At 67.2% G+C, this 17475-nt stretch carries 20 protein-coding genes; 2 read left to right on the top strand and 18 right to left on the bottom strand.

Annotated features, from left to right (window positions below):
- The first annotated feature begins 480 nt into the window (after window positions 1–480).
- Window positions 481–888 carry a hypothetical protein gene (locus GAK28_RS16520; protein ID WP_291781575.1) on the top strand — a complete coding sequence of 136 codons (408 nt, stop codon included), beginning with the start codon at window positions 481–483 and terminating at the stop codon, window positions 886–888.
- Window positions 857–1297 (top strand): hypothetical protein, encoded by a 441-nt coding sequence (locus tag GAK28_RS16515; protein WP_291781572.1) that lies wholly within the window; start codon window positions 857–859, stop codon window positions 1295–1297. The genes GAK28_RS16520 and GAK28_RS16515 overlap by 32 nt, the downstream gene beginning before the upstream one ends.
- A gap of 3 nt (window positions 1298–1300) precedes the next feature.
- On the opposite strand, the gene GAK28_RS16510 is transcribed toward GAK28_RS16515, so the two are convergent.
- From GAK28_RS16510 to fliO, 18 genes are all read right to left on the bottom strand, one after another.
- Window positions 1301–1708 (bottom strand): DUF2802 domain-containing protein, encoded by a 408-nt coding sequence (locus GAK28_RS16510; RefSeq protein WP_291781569.1) that lies wholly within the window; start codon window positions 1706–1708, stop codon window positions 1301–1303.
- Between the two features lie 509 nt (window positions 1709–2217).
- Window positions 2218–2667: a chemotaxis protein CheW gene (locus tag GAK28_RS16505; protein ID WP_291781566.1), complete on the bottom strand. Its 450-nt coding sequence runs from the start codon at window positions 2665–2667 to the stop codon at window positions 2218–2220.
- Window positions 2664–3233, bottom strand: a complete 570-nt coding sequence (locus GAK28_RS16500) for a hypothetical protein (RefSeq protein WP_291781563.1) — start codon at window positions 3231–3233, stop codon at window positions 2664–2666. The genes GAK28_RS16505 and GAK28_RS16500 overlap by 4 nt, the downstream gene beginning before the upstream one ends.
- A complete protein-coding gene (locus tag GAK28_RS16495; protein WP_291781559.1) occupies window positions 3230–4018 on the bottom strand; it encodes a ParA family protein in 789 nt (262 codons plus the stop codon). The genes GAK28_RS16500 and GAK28_RS16495 overlap by 4 nt, the downstream gene beginning before the upstream one ends.
- Window positions 4018–5028, bottom strand: a complete 1011-nt coding sequence (motD, locus tag GAK28_RS16490) for a flagellar motor protein MotD (RefSeq protein ID WP_291781556.1) — start codon at window positions 5026–5028, stop codon at window positions 4018–4020. Before motD ends, GAK28_RS16495 begins: the two co-directional genes overlap by 1 nt.
- A complete protein-coding gene (locus GAK28_RS16485) occupies window positions 5025–5765 on the bottom strand; it encodes a flagellar motor protein (RefSeq protein ID WP_291781553.1) in 741 nt (246 codons plus the stop codon). The genes motD and GAK28_RS16485 overlap by 4 nt, the downstream gene beginning before the upstream one ends.
- Before the next feature lies 1 nt (window position 5766).
- On the bottom strand, window positions 5767–7794 hold the full coding sequence (locus GAK28_RS16480) for a chemotaxis protein CheA (protein ID WP_291781549.1): 2028 nt from the start codon (window positions 7792–7794) through the stop codon (window positions 5767–5769).
- A 7-nt stretch (window positions 7795–7801) separates the two neighbouring features.
- Window positions 7802–8443, bottom strand: coding sequence for a protein phosphatase CheZ (locus GAK28_RS16475; protein WP_291781546.1), 642 nt, complete (start codon window positions 8441–8443; stop codon window positions 7802–7804).
- A gap of 9 nt (window positions 8444–8452) precedes the next feature.
- Entirely contained in the window at window positions 8453–8854 is a 402-nt protein-coding gene (gene cheY / locus GAK28_RS16470; protein WP_291781543.1) for a chemotaxis response regulator CheY, read from the bottom strand.
- Window positions 8855–8911: 57 nt separating this feature from the next.
- Window positions 8912–9643 (bottom strand): RNA polymerase sigma factor FliA, encoded by a 732-nt coding sequence (locus GAK28_RS16465; RefSeq protein WP_291781539.1) that lies wholly within the window; start codon window positions 9641–9643, stop codon window positions 8912–8914.
- A complete protein-coding gene (locus tag GAK28_RS16460; RefSeq protein WP_291781536.1) occupies window positions 9640–10515 on the bottom strand; it encodes a MinD/ParA family protein in 876 nt (291 codons plus the stop codon). Before GAK28_RS16460 ends, GAK28_RS16465 begins: the two co-directional genes overlap by 4 nt.
- A gap of 68 nt (window positions 10516–10583) precedes the next feature.
- Entirely contained in the window at window positions 10584–11924 is a 1341-nt protein-coding gene (gene flhF, locus GAK28_RS16455) for a flagellar biosynthesis protein FlhF (protein ID WP_291781534.1), read from the bottom strand.
- Window positions 11925–12022: 98 nt separating this feature from the next.
- Complete coding sequence (flhA, locus tag GAK28_RS16450; protein WP_291781531.1) at window positions 12023–14128, bottom strand: flagellar biosynthesis protein FlhA; 2106 nt, start codon at window positions 14126–14128, stop codon at window positions 12023–12025.
- A 4-nt stretch (window positions 14129–14132) separates the two neighbouring features.
- Window positions 14133–15278, bottom strand: a complete 1146-nt coding sequence (gene flhB, locus GAK28_RS16445) for a flagellar biosynthesis protein FlhB (protein WP_291781527.1) — start codon at window positions 15276–15278, stop codon at window positions 14133–14135.
- A gap of 7 nt (window positions 15279–15285) precedes the next feature.
- The gene (gene fliR / locus GAK28_RS16440; RefSeq protein WP_291781524.1) at window positions 15286–16053 is read right to left on the bottom strand and encodes a flagellar biosynthetic protein FliR; all 768 of its coding nucleotides are present in this window, start codon (window positions 16051–16053) and stop codon (window positions 15286–15288) included.
- Complete coding sequence (gene fliQ / locus GAK28_RS16435) at window positions 16053–16322, bottom strand: flagellar biosynthesis protein FliQ (protein ID WP_291781521.1); 270 nt, start codon at window positions 16320–16322, stop codon at window positions 16053–16055. The genes fliR and fliQ overlap by 1 nt, the downstream gene beginning before the upstream one ends.
- A complete protein-coding gene (fliP, locus tag GAK28_RS16430; RefSeq protein ID WP_291781518.1) occupies window positions 16319–17068 on the bottom strand; it encodes a flagellar type III secretion system pore protein FliP in 750 nt (249 codons plus the stop codon). The genes fliQ and fliP overlap by 4 nt, the downstream gene beginning before the upstream one ends.
- Window positions 17065–17475 carry a flagellar biosynthetic protein FliO gene (gene fliO, locus GAK28_RS16425; RefSeq protein ID WP_291781516.1) on the bottom strand — a complete coding sequence of 137 codons (411 nt, stop codon included), beginning with the start codon at window positions 17473–17475 and terminating at the stop codon, window positions 17065–17067. Before fliO ends, fliP begins: the two co-directional genes overlap by 4 nt.

The following is a 17475-nucleotide window of genomic DNA, read 5'->3' as shown; positions in this document are numbered from 1 at the left end:
GTAGGCCGGAACCCACCGCCTCGGTTCAGCAGCAACACGACGACACTGCATCGGCTTTTACGTAGGGAACGCACTCGCGACAACCCATCGCATCGCGCTTGGTTTCAGCGTGCGCTGGAACGACGTGGGGCGCGATCACACGCTACCGATCACCTTGTCCGCTTCGCGGGCTCGCGCGCAAGCGCGCTCCTACAGGTGCGTTTCGCACATCTCGTAGTCAGCGATTAGTTGGGGATTCTGACGCGAAGTGACGGTATCCGCCGATGGCCGTGATTTTCGCCTACTGCTGGAATGTCTCGCCAAAATGAGTTGGTGCGGTGCCAGCAATACCATTCGAAATCGTCCTGGCACAGCTGACTGGATTTTCCTTAGGCTGCCTTCTCGGCGGCCCTCGCATACGTCGGGTGGGTTACGTCACCACAACAATCGTTTTTCTCTATCGCATGTTTGCCATGTTTAACTGACAGGGAAGTTCGGTGCATGTCACGTTTCAGCCTATCGACCATCACGCTTCGCCGTCGCATCCTCATATTAATCGCCGGAGTTACGCTACCTTCGGTGCCGCATGTATTTTGCGAAGCGCCCGGTCACGACACCGGCTATGCGCTGCTTCTGGCCTTCTTTTCGCTTATCGGAACGCTCGCCATCCTGCGTTACCTGTCCAGTCCCCATTGGGTCAATGGAGTTCGCTGGCCCGAGACACTGATACCTGACCGATGGACGTCGATCGTCTTGGCAGATATCACGATCTACATGATCTGCGTGGGATTCGACACCGAATATGGATATCGGACCGCTGCATGCCATGCCGCACCGATCGCCGTTCTCCTACTGGCCGTTATCCTTGAATACATTCATGGTCGAAAAAAAGCTCGACAAGATCGCTAATTCGCCCGAGCGTCGAAAACCAGGCGCATGGCTATGTGGATGTCTGTACATCTACGTAGCCGTGTTCAGCGGCCACACCGGTTGCCATGGTCATACGCATGGCCTCGCCTATTTCGTGATAACTGCAGTCGCCTGTTCATTGGCAAGCCTCCTACTCATCGCATGGCGGCTAAGGCAGTGGCGACGCCGTGTCGTATGGATAGCTCATCGAGGAACGACGATCAGAGAAACGTCGATGGATCGGCTCAATCTTTTGGTCGACACCACAGGGCGCGCGGTAGCCCTATTCGCACTGGTAGCAGCGTCCATACATATCGCCCGTACGCCTATGGACGTCACCGCAGTGATCGCCTCGACGTGTGGCTTGATGGTGATCGGTCTGGTGAACGCGCTTTACGCCACCCGCTGACGATCAACGCCCCGAATGCAACCGATGCAGCAGTTCCGCTTCCGTGAGCGAGAGGCCGCAGGTGTCGGCGATCTCTTGCGGGGAGGAGCCCTGGCGGGCGAGGCGTTGGGCGAGTGCGAGGGCGCGGTCGGTGTTGATACCGCCTTCGCTGGCGACGCTCACGGCGGGGGCGCGGCGGACCTGGTCTTCGATGTCGCCGAGGCGGTTTTCCAGGCGGCGGAGCATGCTGTCTAGCTGGTCGGGCTCGATCGCGGGGGTGGCGTCTTCCGTGGCTGGCTCATCGCGCGGTGTCGCGGGTGCCGGGGCCTGAGGGACGACGTGGATCTTGCTCGTGCGGCGGAACAGAAACAGGAGGCCGACGAGGTTGAGGACGGCGAGTGCGATGAGCACGTAACCAATGGCGGCGTTCATGTCGGTAGGGCTCCGGGGTGAGGCGGCCAGAACGGTAGCACGGCCGCCTATGTAGGAGCGCGCCTTGCGCGCGAACCGTTTCGCGATAACCGGTCGCGCGCAGGGCGCGCTCCTACATCACAAGGCCACGGTGCGTTGGGGAGAGACGACGGTGGCGGCCCTTGGCGCGACTTGACGGAGGTGAGGGGAGCGGGCGGATAAGGCCCGAAGGGGGACGGTCAGGATGACCGACCTTTTCTGCCGAGGCAGGAAGCCGAGTCAGAAAACCCCGCACGCTACCCGGGCCCGAAGGGGCGCAGCCATAAGACACCAGCCGCGTCAGCGGCTCTCCTTTCCCGAGGGACACCGCAGACCGGCGCGCCAAGGGCCGCCACCGCCGGCTCTGCGCCGCTACGTACGAGCGCCGCACGCGAGGCCGCACGGCGAGCCCTTCCTACGGAGCAACACGGCAAAGCCCGAGCGCAACGTTTCAGACGGTCGCGCGCAGGGCGCGCTCCTACAGGGTCACGTCAGGCGCGGCAGAGGCGGGGAACGTCGACCAGGGCGATGAAACCGTCGTCGCGGGTGACGACGCCGCTGACGGGGTCGTCGCGGCGTTCGGCGCGGCCGGGAGGCGGCGGCGAGACTTCGCTGGTGTCGAGCTGGAGCATGTCGCCGATGAGGTCGATGCGCATGCCCACCACGCTGCCGGCATCGTCGAAGACGATGACGCGCTGGCCGTCGGCGTGCTGTTCGTCCACCTGCCCTTCCAGGCCGAAGCGGCGGCGGCCGTCGAGCACGGGCACGATCTGGCCGCGCAGGTTGACGATGCCGAGCACGTCATGCGGTGCGCCGGGCACGGGAGTGATGTCGCCGGGGCGGATCACTTCGCGCACGGCGGCGAGGGAGACGGCGTAGCGCTGTCCCTTGAGGGAAAAACCGAGCCAGGTGCTGCGGTCGTCGGGTGCGGTGCCGGTCATGGCCCTAGCTCCTGTTCCAGCCATTCGATCAGCGCGGCGGTGCCGATGACGCCGCACTTGGGTTCTTTGGACATGCCCACCAGCCAGGGGCGCGAGGTGGCGCCGTGGCGCCACTGGATCGACTCGGCGTCCAGTTCCACGGGTTCGTCGTTGACCACGCAGGCCAGCGCCCAGGAACGGTTGCCGAGGATGACCAGCGTGCTGACCGGGTTGGCGGCCATGTCGATCGAGAGGATCGCGCCGAGGTCGGCCACGCGGGCTTCGCCGCTAGGATGGCGCCAGCGACCAAGGCAGACGGGGTTGGTGGTGTTCGGCGGCGTCAGCGGGGGCATCGGCAGCATGTGCGTGACGTCGGCCATGGGCACGGCGAGCTTCACGCCGGCGGCGATGCACAGCAGGTAGCGCGTGTCGGCGTCGGGTGCGGGCACGGGCGGTGGCGGGTCGCTCCAGGTCTGGATGGCGACGACCTTCACCTGCGCGGGCGGCTCGGGCACCGGCAGCGGCGTGAGCAGCTCGGCCAGGTACCCTGCGACGATCTGCTCGGCGTCGTGCATGGCGCGGATCATGCGGCCGCGTCCGTCACGGACGGCACGGGCATGGCCAGCAGCTCGTCGAGCAACTGGCGGTAGGCAAGACCGCCGCGGCACGCGGCGGGCCAGGAAGCCAATGGCACACCGGCGGCGCTGGCTTCGCGAATCTGGGTGTCGGTGGGGATCACGGACTGGCTGACGCCGTCGCCGTACTGTTCGCGCAGTTGTTCGAGGCAGGCGCGCGAGGCGTGCGTGCGCGCGTCGTACAGCGTCGGCACGATGGTGCGCGGCAGCGGCTTGCCGCGCGAGCGTTCGATCATGGACAGGCTGCGCAGCATGCGCTCGAGGCCGGCGAGCGCGAGGGCTTCGGTCTGCGTCGGCACGAGCAGGCGGTCGCTGGCGGCGAGTGCGTTGACCATCAGCACGCCGAGCAGCGGCGGGCAGTCGAGCAGCACGTGGTCGAAGTCGGGGGCGAGTTCGGCGAGGGCCTGGGAGAGCACGAGGCCCATGCCCTGGCGCGTGCCGAGCTGGCGGTCGAGCGTGATCATCGCGGCGGACGCGGGCAGCACGCTCAGGCGCTCCCACTGCGTCGCATGCACGAGCGTACGCACGGGCAACGGGTTGCCGCCGACGCCGAACAGGTCATAGACGCTGCCGTGCGCGCCGCCTTCTACGCCGATGTAACCGGAGAGCGAGGCGTGCGGGTCCATGTCGACCAGCAGCGTGCGCTTGCCGGCGTCGGCGAGCAGGCTGCCGAGCGCCACCGTCGTGGTGGTCTTGCCCACGCCGCCTTTCTGGTTGGATACGGCCCAGACGCGCATCAGTGCGACTCCCCTTCCGTCGCGAAGCGTGCGGCGCCCGCGGTGGGCGCGACGACGGTCGGCGCGGTGGAGACGGCGGAGGTCGCGGCGCCCGAGGGGGCGGCCTGCCGGGTCAGGTCGACGCGGTCGGCGTCGCTGTAGAAACGGGCGGGTGCGGCCTTGTCGCTCATCACCACGATGAGCACGCGGCGATTGCGATTGCGGCCGTCGGTGGTGGCATTGTCGGCGGAAGGACGGTATTCGCCCCAGCCGATGATGCCCACGCGGTGCGGATCGACGCCCGTGGTGGTGATCAGGCGAGCCACCGTCGCGGCACGCGCGGCCGACAGTTCCCAGTTGGAGGGGAACGTGGAGGTGGCGATCGGCGTGTTGTCGGTGTAGCCCTCAATACGCATGGCGTTGGGGAACGGCGCGAGGATGCCGGCGAGTTTGCGCAGCACGTCCTCCGCCTGCGGCTGGAGCTTGGCCACGCCGACGGGGAAGAGAATGTCCGTGCGCACTTCGATTTCGAGCCAATCGGGCGTCTGCCGCACGCTGACCATGCTCTTGTCGATCAGCGGCTTCATCGCCCGCTTCACTTCGTCGGAGATCTGGCTGAGCGTGTTCTGCTCGGTCTTGCCGACGCTGGTGTTGGCATCGGCGGCCGTGGCCGTCTGCTTGAGCTTGCCGTCCTGGTGCTCGGCGGCGGCGCCTTCGTGGCCGGGCAACGGCAGGTTGCGCGGCGGGATGGGCACGTCGATCTTGGCGATGGGCGACGCCGTGGGGGCGCGCGACTGGTCGGGCAGCGGCACCTGCGCGGCGGGTGTGGATTCGTGGATCGGCTCGATGACCTTGCCGGTGCCGTTGAAGGCTTCGTTGATGGACTGGGCCATCACGCGGAACTTGGTCTCGTTCACCGCGGACACCGCGTACATCACCACGAACAGCGCGAGCAGCAACGTGATGAGGTCGCCGTAGGGGATCGCCCAGCGCTCATGGTTCACGTGCTCTTCGTGGTGACGGCGCTTCACGAGAGGAATCCTTGCAGCTTGCTCTCGATATGGCGCGGGTTGTCGCCCTGGGCGATGGACACGAGGCCCTCGACCAGGATCTCGCGCATCTGCGAACGCTGGCGGGCCAGGCCCTTCAGGCGCGAGGCCATGGGCAGCGCGAGCAGGTTGGCGAGGCCGATGCCGTAGATGGTGGCGACGAACGCGGCGGCGATGCCGTGGCCGAGCTTGCTCGGATCGGCAAGGTTCTGCATGACGGACATCAGGCCCATCACGGCGCCGATGATGCCCATGGTCGGCGAGTAGGTGCCTGCGTTCTCGAAGACCTTGGCGGCTTCGATGTCGGTGTGCTCGCGCGAGTACACCTCCACTTCGAGCACCGAGCGCATCGCGTCGGGCTCGGTGCCGTCGACGAGCAGTTGCAGGCCCTTGCGGATGAACGGGTCGGTTTCGCGTTCGATCGCCGGCTCCAGCCCGAGCAGGCCGGTGCGGCGGGAGATCTCGCTCCAGCCGATGATGCGGCTGACGAGGTTCTCCGATTCGATATCCGGCGGACGGTACACCCAGGGCAGCATGCTCCAGGCGCGCTTGAGCACGGCGCCCGGGGTCTGCACCAGCAGCGCGGCGAAGGTACCGAGGAAGACGATGACGAAGGCGGCGGGATTCCACAGGGCGTCGAGGCTCGAGCCCTTGAGGATGGTTCCCACGATGATGACCACGAAGGCCAGGATCGTGCCGACGACACTCACGATATCCATGTCAGACGGCCATCCTCAGTGAAGGCAGCACCTGGCCGCTGTCGTCCGCCAGCCCGGCAAGGTCGAGCACGAGCGAGATGCGACCGTCGCCGGTGATGGTGGCGCCAGCCACGCCGGGCACGTCCTTGAGGAACGGACCGAGCGGCTTGGCCATGACGTCTTCGCGGCCGAGCACTTCGTCGACGAGGCAGCCGAGTGTCTGGTGACCGATCTGCACCACCACGACATGACCGCCCCGCCCTTCCACGCCAGCCCAGCGGCCGAGGTCGGCCAGGGGCAGCGCGCGGCCGCGATGCGAGGCGACGATGCGGCCGTCGAGTTCCTGCACCTGCCCTTCCGACAGCTCGAACACTTCGGCGACGTTGGACATCGGCAGCGACAGCAGGCGATGACCGACGCGAACCATGAGCACGCGCAGGATCGCGAGGGTGAGCGGCACCGAGAGACGCACGGTGCTGCCGTGGCCCACGCGCGAGTCGATGGACAGCGTGCCGCCCAGTTCGACGATCTTGGTCTTGACCACGTCCATGCCGACGCCGCGACCGGAGATGTCGGAGACCTGGCTGGCGGTGGAAAAACCGGGACGGAACACGATCTCGTAGCACTCGCGTTCTTCCAGGCGCGCGGCCTGCTCGGCATCCATCAGGCCCTTTTCGACGGCCTTGCGGCGCAGGACCTCGGGGTCCATGCCCTTGCCGTCGTCGGTGACGGTGATGACGATGCGGTCGCCGTACTGGCCGGCCGCGAGGCGCACGGTGCCGGTGCGCGGCTTGCCCTCGCGGGCGCGCACGTCGGGCATCTCGATGCCGTGGTCCACCGCGTTGCGCAGCAGATGCACCAGCGGATCGGCGAGCGCTTCGACCACGGTGCGGTCGATGTCGGTGTCTTCGCCTTCGGTCACCAGTTCGATGTCCTTGCCCAGCTGGCGGGCAAGGTCGCGAACGATGCGCGGGAAACGGGAGAACAGCTTGCCGACCGGCTGCATGCGCATGCGCAGCACGGCGTTCTGGAGATCTTCGGCCACGCGTTCCAGCTCGCCGATGGCACGTTCCATCGGGTCGGCGGTGCCGCGCGGTGCGAGATTGGTAAGGCGGTTGCGCACCAGCACCAGTTCGCCCGCCGCGTCGACGAGGTTGTCGAGGCGATGGGTGTCCACGCGAACGGTGGTGTCGGCGGTGGATGCGCTGCGCTTTTCGCCCGCAGCCTTGGGCGCGGCCTCGCTGGCGACAGCAGCCTTCACCGGTTCGACCGGCGGGGGCGCGACGACCGGTTCGGGAGCCGGCGTCGCCGCGTTCGCACCCGGCGCGGCGGTGCCGTGCAGGGAGTCGAGCAGGGCTTCGAATTCGTCGTCGCTGATCGAAGTGCTATCGACCACCGGCGCAGCCACTTCCGGAACCGGCGCGGCGGCGACCGACTCGGCGCCGGGAGCGCCGGTGCCGTAGAGCGAATCGAGCAGGGCTTCGAACTCGTCGTCGCTGATCGTGCCCGAGGGTTCGGGCGCGGGCGCACGGTCGGCGCGCGCGGCGTCGAGCATGGCCTCGAATTCGTCTTCGATCGGATCGTGCGGACGTGCCGCGGGCGGCGCAGGCGCGACCACCGGTGCGGACACCGGCTGCGCCAGCGCCATCGGCGGTGCCGACGCGACGCGGCCGGGGATCGTCAAACGATCGAGCAGCGAACGCGGCGCGGCCTCGATCGCCACGCCGCCGTCAGCGGCGCGCATCATGTCGTTGAGGAGGTCGAGCGACTCCAGCAACGCGTCCATGAAGCCCGCGTCGAGCACGATGGCGCCGTTGCGCGCCTCGTTCAGCAGATCCTCGGCACGGTGGCACAGTTCCACCATGGGGTTGAGGCCGAGGAAGCCGGCCCCGCCCTTCACGGTATGGAACGCGCGGAACACCGCGTTCAGCAGATCGACGTCGCCCGGCGAGGACTCGAGATCCACGAGCTGTTCGCCCAGGCTCTCGAGCAGTTCACGTGCCTCGATCAGGAAAACGTTGAGCAGCTCGTTGTCCAGCTCCACGCTCATGGCGCGCTCAGAAACCGAATTCGCTGAGCAGGCGATCCACTTCGTCCTGGCTGACCTTGTCCGCGGCCGGAGCCGCGCCGCCGGCCAGCGAGCCGGTCAGGCGCACCAGTTCCACCAGCGACGACTCGACCTTGGCCATGAAGGCTTCGACACGCGCCACGCGCTGGCCGGAGAGGTCCTGCCACGACTGGGCTTCCACCATCTCGCCCAGGCCGATGTCGGCGCTCTGCGCGAAGTCGCCCACGCGCACGGCGAGCGCACGCGCGTTCGAGGCGAACGCCGGGTCGGCCGGGTCGAGCACGAGTACTTCGTCGGCCTGCTTGGCCAGGGACTGCGCCTGCGGACGCAGCTTTTCACTGAAATCGAGGGTGCGATGCGCTGCCTGCGAGCTCATTTCCAGCACGTCGAGCAGGTGCTTGCGGGCGTCGCTCATGTTGCCCGGGTTGCCGTCGTGCGAGATGTCGACGGCGAGGCGGCGGGCCGACTCGTGCAGGTCGCGCGCCAGGTGACCCAGGGCGAGGAAGATGTGCTGCTCGCGGCTGCGGATCAGGCGGTCGAGCGCCTGTTCGAAGGCGGCGGAATCGTCGGCGTCGAGCAGTTCACGCAGCTCGGGGGCGACATCTTGGCCAGCGGAAATCGTGGAGTTCATGCGGTGTCCTTAGCCTGCCGCCGCAGCGAGGCGTTCGAAGATCTTGTCGAGTTTTTCCTTCAGCGTGACCGCGGTGAACGGCTTGACCACGTAGCCGTTCACGCCGCTCTGCGCGGCGGCGATGATCTGGTCGCGGTTGTTCTCCGCCGTGACCATCAGCACCGGCAGCGCCTTCAGCGCCGCGTCGGCACGGATGGCGCGAAGCAACTCGATGCCGGTCATGTTCGGCATGTTCCAGTCGGTGACCACCAGGTCGAACGACTGCGAGCGAAGCAGCGCCAGCGCGGCGTTGCCGTCCTCGGCCTCCTGGATCAGGCCGTTGGTGAAGCCCAGCTCCACCAGCAGGTTCCTGACGATGCGCCGCATGGTGGAGAAATCGTCCACCACGAGGATTTTCATGTTCTTGTCCAAAACGTCTCTCCGCCTGACCCTGCGCGTTTCTTATCCGGCGACGGCACCCGGATGCCGTCAATGTTTTTCTTTCCAACCCGATATGCGTGCACGGAGGCGGATCAGGGCCTGGCCATGGATCTGGCACACCCGCGACTCGCTCACGCCCAGCACCGCACCGATTTCCTTCAGGTTGAGCTCTTCATCGTAGTACAGCGACATCACCAGCTTTTCGCGTTCCGGCAGGCCGTCGATGGACTGGGCCAGCGCTTCGCGCATGCCGTCCTGCTCGAACGTACCTTCCGGTCCGGCGGCGTCCGTGTCGGCCACGTCGATCGCCGCGCCCTCGTCGCCCTCGGGCGCCGTCAGGCTCAGCAACCGCGCGCTCGCCGCGTCGGCCAGGATCTGGTTGTATTCCATGGCGTCGATGCCCAGCCGCTTCATCACTTCCGCGTCGTCGGCGTCGCCACCCGTCTCGTTTTCGATCTGCCTCGTCACCTCCGCGACCTCGCGCAACTTCCGATGGACGGAGCGCGGGGTCCAGTCCGTCTTGCGCAGTTCGTCCAGCATGGCGCCACGTATGCGGATGCCCGCATAGGTTTCGAAGCTGGCCGCGCGAGTCGGCGAATAATTCCTCGCGGCCTCGAGCAGTCCGATCATCCCGGCCTGCATGAGGTCGTTCGCATCCACGCTCGGCGGCAGCCTGCCCATCAGGTGATAGGCGATACGGCGCACCAGCGGCGCGTGGGTCTTTACCAGTTGGTCCGCGGGAACACGAGTGATTTCAAGGTATTCGCTCGCCACGCTCACAACGGCAGCCCTCCTCCCAAGTGGGAACGCTCGGCGAAAAAGCCGATCCGTCCCTGTGCCCGGGTTTCGGGTTCACCCCATGTATCGACCGACCTGGCCAGATTCTTGAATCCGACCGCGGAACGGCTGCTCGGCCAGGCGTCGACCACCGCCGACTGGCGGCGGATGGCCTGGCGGAGGTACTCGTCATGCGGGACCATGCCCATGAAGTCGAGTGATACATCGAGGAACCGGCTGGTCACCCGGGACAGCTTCTCGAACAACGCCTTGCCCTCCTGGGCATGGCGAACCATGTTGGCGACGATGCGGAAACGATGCACCGCGAATTCGCGGGACAGCACCTTGATCAGCGCATAGGCGTCGGTCAGGGAGGCCGGCTCGTCGCAGACCACGATCACCACCTCGTCCGAGGCGGCGGCGAACATCGACACGCTGTCGGAAATGCCGGCGGCGGTGTCGACGATGAGGTATTCGGGGGCCAACGGGTATTCGTCGAACGCGCGGATCACCGCGGCGTGCTCGATGTTGGGCAACTGGGCCATACGGCGGGTGCCCGAGGTGGCCGGGATCACCTTGAGGCCGTGGGCGGCGTTGAGCACCAGGTCCTCGATGCGGCAGGCGCCTTCGAGCATGTGGCCCAGGTGGCGCACCGGCTGGAGGCCGAGCAGCACGTCGATGTTGGCCATGCCCAGGTCGGCGTCGAGCAGCAGCACGTCACGGCCGCCCATCGCCAGGGCCATGCCGAGGTTGACCGCCACCGTGGTCTTGCCGACACCGCCCTTGCCGCCCGCGATCGCGATGCTGCGGGTGGGGCGACGGTCGGACAACCATTCGAGTCCGGCGGCCTGGGTGTTGTCGACGTGTGTGCTCATGAAGGAATTCGCTGCCGGGAAAGAGTATGCGTTTGCGGGTGCCGTGGTCACGGGATTTATCGTCCGGGTCATGCTGTCGCCGTCGCCGGCATGCCGAACCGATCGGCAAGTATGGCGGCGTCGGGCTCGTCCGTGCGCTGCTTGACCCGCTGGGCGGCAAGACAGACCAGTTTGCGCGAGTCCGCCGAGGCGATGTCCTCGGGGACGCGCTGGCCGTCGGTGGTGTAATCCAGCGGCAGGCCGTGGCGGATCACCGCGGACAGGGCGCCGCCGACCAGCGGCGCCTCGTCCAGCTTGGTGAGGATGGCGCTCTGCGGACGCAAGGGGGCGTAGGTGCGGATGGCGTCGTCGATCGCCTGGGACTGGGCGTTGGCGGCCAGCACCAGGCAGGTGCGCACGTCGGTCATGGCGCGCAGGGTGTCGAACTGCTGCTGCAGGCGTGGGTCGTTGCCGGCCAGGCCGGCGGTGTCGACCAGCACGGTGCGCTTGCCGCGCAGCTGGAGCAGCGCGTTACGCAGGCTGGTGGCGTCGTTGGCGTTGAACACGCGCACGCCGAGCAGGCGCGCGTAGTGCTCCAACTGGGCGCCCGCGCCGATGCGGTACTGGTCGGCGCTCACCAGGGCCACGCTGGCCGCGCCATGGCGCATCACCGCGCGGGCCGCCAGCTTGGCGATGGTGGTGGTCTTGCCCACGCCGGTGGTACCCACTAGCGCAGTGATACCGCCGCTCACCACCTCGAAGTCGCGACCGGTGGTGCGGATGTTGCGGGCGAGCAGGCCCAGTGGCAGGTAGCGCGCCTGCTCCACCGTCATGTCGGCCGGCAGCTCGGCGCACAGCGCGCGGGCCACGTCACCATCAATGCCCAGGCGGGTCATCTCGCGCAGCACGCGGGCGCGCAGCGGCTGCTCGCGGTCCATCTGGTTCCAGGCCAGCGCCGAAAGCTGCACTTCCAGCATCTCGCGCAGGTGGTTGATCTCGGCGCGCATGCCGTTCACGGCCACGTCGTTCTGCGGGTTGACCGTGGCGGCGCGCACCACGTCGGCGACGCTGGCGGCCAGCGCGGCGCTGGACTGGCGCTGCGGCGCGTTGCCGACCGGCGCCTTGGTCGCGCGCTCGACGGCGGCGGCCGTGGCGGCGCGGGCCTGATCGATGCGGGCGGCGCGTTCGGCCTCGCGGTCGTCGCGCACGGCGCGGATCGGTGCGACCTCCGAGGCAGGCTTGTCGGCCGGCGCGTCGAAGGCGAAGCCGGCCTCGCGGACCAGGGCCTCGTCGTAGTCGAGCGCGGCGATGATCTCGATGCCGTCGTCCATGCGGCGCGTGGATAGGATCACGGCGTCCGGACCCTGCTCGTCGCGCACCTGGCGCATGGCCTGGCGCATGTCGGGAGCAACGAATCGTTTGATTTTCATGCGTTCGATCCTGTCTTACGTCGCGCGGCGCCCAGGTTCGAGGACACCACCATGTTCGTTCCGTCCGCCCGCCGAATCGGCGAACGGTGTCTCATTGCCTAGCGCCCGAGGGCCGTCACCAGCTTGACGCGCCGGTTGTCCGGGACCTCGGTGTACGCGAGTACATGCAGGTTTTGGGCCACATGACGCGTGAAGCGTGCCAACCAGGGGCGAAGCGCCGGCGAAACCAGCAAGACGGCCGGTTCGCCCGCCGCTTCCTGGCGCCGGGTGGCGTCGGCGACGCTCTGCTGGAGCCGGTCGGCCAGGCCCGGCTCCACCGCCGCACCCGCCGGTCCGCCGCCTTGCAGCGATTGCAGGAGGATCTGCTCCAGATCCGGCGCCAAAGTAATGACGGGAATCTCGGTGCCCAGACCGGCGATCTCCTGGACGATCTGGCGACCGAGGGTGACGCGCACGGCGGCGGCGAGCACGCCAGGATCCTGGCTCTGGCCCGCGTGCTCCGCCAAGGATTCGACGATGCCGCGGAAGTTGCGGATGGGCACGCGCTCGGCGAGCAGGTTCTGCAGCACCTTGACGATGGCGCCGAGTGACAGGCGCTTGGGCACCAGGTCTTCCACCAGCTTCGGCGTCTGCTGCGCGAGACGGTCGAGCAACTGCTGGACGTCCTGGTGGCCGATGAGTTCGTGGGCGTGGTTCTGCAGGATATGCGACAGGTGGGTGGCGATCACCGTGGCCGGGTCCACCACCGTGTAGCCGAGGGTCTGGGCGTGCTCGCGCAGGCCCGGCTCGATCCATACCGCGTCGAGGCCGAAGGCCGGGTCGCGCGTGGCGATGCCGTTGATCGTGCCGTGCACGCGGCCCGGATCGATCGCAAGCATGCGCTCGGTGTGAATCTCGGCCTCGCCCATGGGCACGCCCATCAGCGAGATGCGGTAACCGTGCGGCGCCAGGTCGAGGTTGTCACGAATATGCACCGACGGCACCAGGAAGCCCAGCTCCTGCGAGAGCTTGCGGCGCACGGACTTGATCCGCGCCATCAGCTCGCCGCCCTGTGCCTTGTCCACCAGCGGGATCAGGCGATAACCGACTTCCAGGCCGATGGTGTCGACCTGGGCCACGTCTTCCCACGACAGCTCCAGGCGCTCGGCCGGCGGCGTGGATTCCAGGGCGAGGTCGGTGCCCGGGGCAGCGGCAGGCGTCGCGCCAGCGACCACGCCGTCGCGCAGGCGCTGCAGCTTCCACGCGCCGAAACCGGCGACCGCGGCGAGGATCAGGAACGGGATGTTCGGCATGCCCGGGATCAGGCCCATCGTGCCGAGCACGGCCGCCGCGACGGCCAGCGCCTTCGGCTGGCCGAACAGCTGGCCCATCACCTGCTTGCCCATCTCCTGCGACTTGGACACGCGGGTGACGATCACCGCCGTGGCGATCGAGAGCATCAGGCCCGGCACCTGGGCGACGAGGCCGTCGCCGATGGTCAGCAGGGTGTAGGTGCGCGCGGCTTCGGAGGCCGAAAGGCCATGCTGCAACATGCCGATGAAGAAACCGCCCAGCATGTTGATCACAAGGATCAGGATGCCCGCCGTGGCGTCGCCGCGCACGAACTTGGAGGCACCGTCCATCGAACCGTAGAAGTCGGCTTCCTCGCGCACTTCCTGGCGGCGCTCGCGCGCCTGTTCCTGGGTGAGCAGGCCGGCGTTGAGGTCGGCGTCGATGGCCATCTGCTTGCCGGGCATCGCGTCGAGGGTGAAGCGCGCGGTCACTTCGGACACGCGGGTGGCGCCCTTGGTCACCACCACGAAGTTGATGATGGTGAGGATCGCGAACACCACGAAGCCCACCGCGAAGTTGCCGCCGATGACGAACTCGGCGAAGGCCTCGATCACCTTGCCGGCCGCGCCCGGGCCGTTATGGCCGTGCAGCAGCACCACGCGGGTGGAGGCGATGTTGAGCGCCAGGCGAAGCAAGGTGGCGAACAGCACCACGGTAGGGAACGAGGCCAGTTCCAACGGCCGCATCACGTACATCGTGGCCAGCAGGATCACCAGCGACAACGCGATGTTGAAGGTGAACAGCAGGTCCAGCATGAACGGGGGCAGCGGCAGCATCATCATGCCGAGCATGATCAGCATCGCCACCGGCGCCGCGACGCCGCGGCGGCCGATATGGCGGAAGGTGCCCATGAGGTTCGTGGAGGCTGCCATGTCTTCAGTTATCCATGCGGTAAGGACCGAGCAGTTCCGGATCGATGTCCTGCGTCGGCAGATCGGGCGGGAGATCGCCGGAGGCGATCGCCTGCTTCAACCGGAACACGTAGGCCAGGATCTGGGCCACCGCGACGTACAGCGCGGCGGGGATTTCGCGTCCGATTTCCGTCGTGTGATACAAGGCTCGTGCCAACGGAGGGGCTTCCACCACCGGAACCTTCGCTCCACCACCGATTTCACGGATCTGCAGGGCGATCACGTCCACGCCCTTGGCCACCACGCGCGGCGCTCCCATGCGGTTTTCGTCGTATTTGAGGGCTACCGCGAAGTGCGTCGGATTGGCCACGATCACATCGGCGGTGGGCACGTCCTGCATCATCCGTCGACGCGCCATCTGCTGCTGGACCTGACGGATTTTTGACTTCATTTCCGGCGAGCCTTCGCTTTCCTTGTGCTCGTCCTTCACTTCCTGCTTGGTCATCTTCATCTTCGAGATGAAGTTGTACTTCTGCCAGGGCGCATCCACGAGGGCGATGACGCCCAGCGCGCAGGCGAAGATCAGCGCGGCCTGTCCCAGGATGCCGAAGGTGCGGGCGATGCCTTCACTCACCGGACCGCTGCCGACCGCAAACATGTCCTGGACGCTCTTGCGCAGGAACCACACCAGCGCGCCGCCGATCAGCAGTAGCTTGAGCACCGACTTGCCCAGTTCCACCAGGCCATTCATGGAGAACAGCCGGCCGAAGCCCTTGATGGGGTCGAGGCGGTCGAACTTCGGCACCAGCGCCTGGGCCGAGAAATTGAGGCCGCCCATCAGTGCGGGTGCCGCGATGGCCGCGACCATGGTCACCACGAATAGCGGCCCGAGCAGCTTCAGGCCCTCCAGCGCGGCGGTGGCCAGCGCGTGGCGCAGACCGTCCGGCCCAAGCAGGTCGTCGCGCTGGTAGCGCAGGCCCACGTGCATAATGTTCGCCGCATGCACGGCGATCTGTTCGCGCGAGGCGATCAGGGTCGCCACGCCGGCCAGCACCACCACCGCCGTGGACAGGTCGCGCGAACGCGGCAGCTCGCCTTTTTCGCGCGCTTCGCGAAGGCGTTTGTCACTGGGCGATTCGGTGCGGTCTTCCTTGTCGGCCTGTTCGCTCATCGAACGCCTACCTCCCGATCAGGCCGCGCATGGTTTCCCACGCGGCGCTCTGCAAGGCGTCGAAGGCGCCGGGCAGGCCACGCAAGGCCAGCCAGACGGCGACCATGCCAAGACAAATGGTGATGGGAAAACCCACGGCGAACAGGTTCATCGAAGGCGCGGAACGGCTGATCGCGCCGAAACCGAGGTTGACCACGAGCACGGAGGTGAGCGCGGGCAAGGCCACGCGCACCGCACCGCCGAACAGATGCGTGGCGAAGGTCAGCACGGTCCACACGCCTTCGGCGCCGATGCCATGTTCCCCTACCGGCAGGCTGCGGAAGCTCTCCGCGAGCAGGTCGATCAACTGAAGGTGACCATTCATCACGAGGAACAGCAGGGTCACCATCATGGTGTAAAACTGGCTGAGCACGGGCGTGCTGCCGCCGACGCCGGGGTTGACGACCTCGGCGAAGCCCAGGCTCATCGCCTGCGACACGAACTGGCCGCCGAACGACACCGCCTCGAACACCAGCTTCAGCACGAAGCCGAGCGCGGCGCCGATGAGGATCTGCTGCGCCAGCGTCGCCACGCCCGCTGCCGACAGCGGACGCAGGTCGAGCGGCGCCAGCGGTGCGAGGACCATGGTCAGCAACACCGTCAGGCCCAGGCGGATGCGCGTCGGGATGGTGGTCGCACCGAGCACCGGCGCCACCAGCATCAGGCCGGACACGCGGGCCATCGCCCAGCAGGCGCTGCCGACCCATGCCTCGAGCTGGCCGAGGTCCAGCGGCATCAACGTACCGCCTGGGGCAACGATTCGATCAGCGAGCGGGTGAAATCCACAAGCGTGCGCAGCATCCACGGACCGGTGATGATCATCACCAGCGCCATCGCGATCAGCTTGGGGATGAAGCTGAGGGTCTGTTCGTTGATCTGCGTGGCCGCCTGGACCATGCCGATCAACAGGCCCACCGCCAGCGCGGTGAGCAGCAGCGGCGCACCGACCAGCATGGCGATGTGCAGCGCCTGCTGACCGAAGCCGATGACGGACTCGGGCGTCATGGGTAGAAGCTTCCCGCTAGGGTGCCCAACAGCAGCGTCCAGCCGTCGACGAGTACGAACAGCATGATCTTGAATGGCAGCGAGATGATCATCGGCGAGACCATCATCATGCCCATCGACATCAGCACCGAGGCCACCACCAGGTCGATGATGAGGAACGGGATGAACAGCAGGAAGCCCATCTGGAAGGCGGTCTTCAGCTCGCTGGTGACGAAGGCCGGCAGGGCCACGCGGTAAGGCACCGAATCACGGTCCGCGTACGGCTCCTCGCCCGCCAGGCGGGTGAACAGCTGCAGGTCCGGCTCGCGGGTCTGTTCGAGCATGAAGTGGCGGAACGGCGCGGCGGCCAGTGGCACGGCCTCCTGCACGGTCATCTGCCCGTCCATATACGGCTTGATGCCGGCGTCGTAGGCCTTGTTGAGCACCGGCGACATGACGAACAGCGTCAGGAACAGCGACAGGCCGAGGATCACCTGGTTCGGCGGCGTGCTGTTGGTGCCCAGCGCCTGGCGCAGGAAACCCAGCACGATGACGATGCGAGTGAACGAGGTCATCATCAGCAGGATCGCCGGCAGGACGGTGAGCACCGTCATCAGCGCCAGCATCTGGATGGATAGCGACCACTGCTGGCCGCCATTGGCGCCCGGCTGCACGTTCACCAGCGGAATGCCCTGCGGATCGGCGGCAAACGACACCGCCGGCGCGAACAGGAAAAGGACGAAGAGGACCCACGACCAGCGCTTCATGGGCGCTTCCACTGGGCAAGCACGTCGCGAAAACCGCGGATCGTCGGCGCCTGCGGCGGCACGACATCGTCGACCACCGGGGTGTCGAGCACGTGCAGCGTGCGCAGGCCGCCCGCCGGCGACGCGCCCACCAGCAATTGCTTGCCACCGACCTCGATCAACATCACCCGGTCCTTGATGCCGACCGGCATCGATTCGATCACGCGGATCTTGCGGCCACCCGGCCGCACCCGCGCCTGCGCGCGCCGGCTGAGCCAGCCCACGAAGAAAATGAGCGCCACGACGCCGAGCAGGCTGACCAGCACGCGAACCAGTTCCGCGCCCGAGTCCACCGCCGGCGGGGCGACCGGGGCCGCCATCAAGGCGCAGGGAAGGAAGCCGCCAAGGGCGGCGACAGTGCGACGCAT

The organism is Luteibacter sp., assembly GCF_009912395.1.
In the GTDB taxonomy this organism is placed as follows: domain Bacteria; phylum Pseudomonadota; class Gammaproteobacteria; order Xanthomonadales; family Rhodanobacteraceae; genus Luteibacter.
Note: the sequence above shows the minus strand (reverse complement) of the source record. Positions and strands in the feature narration are given on the sequence as shown.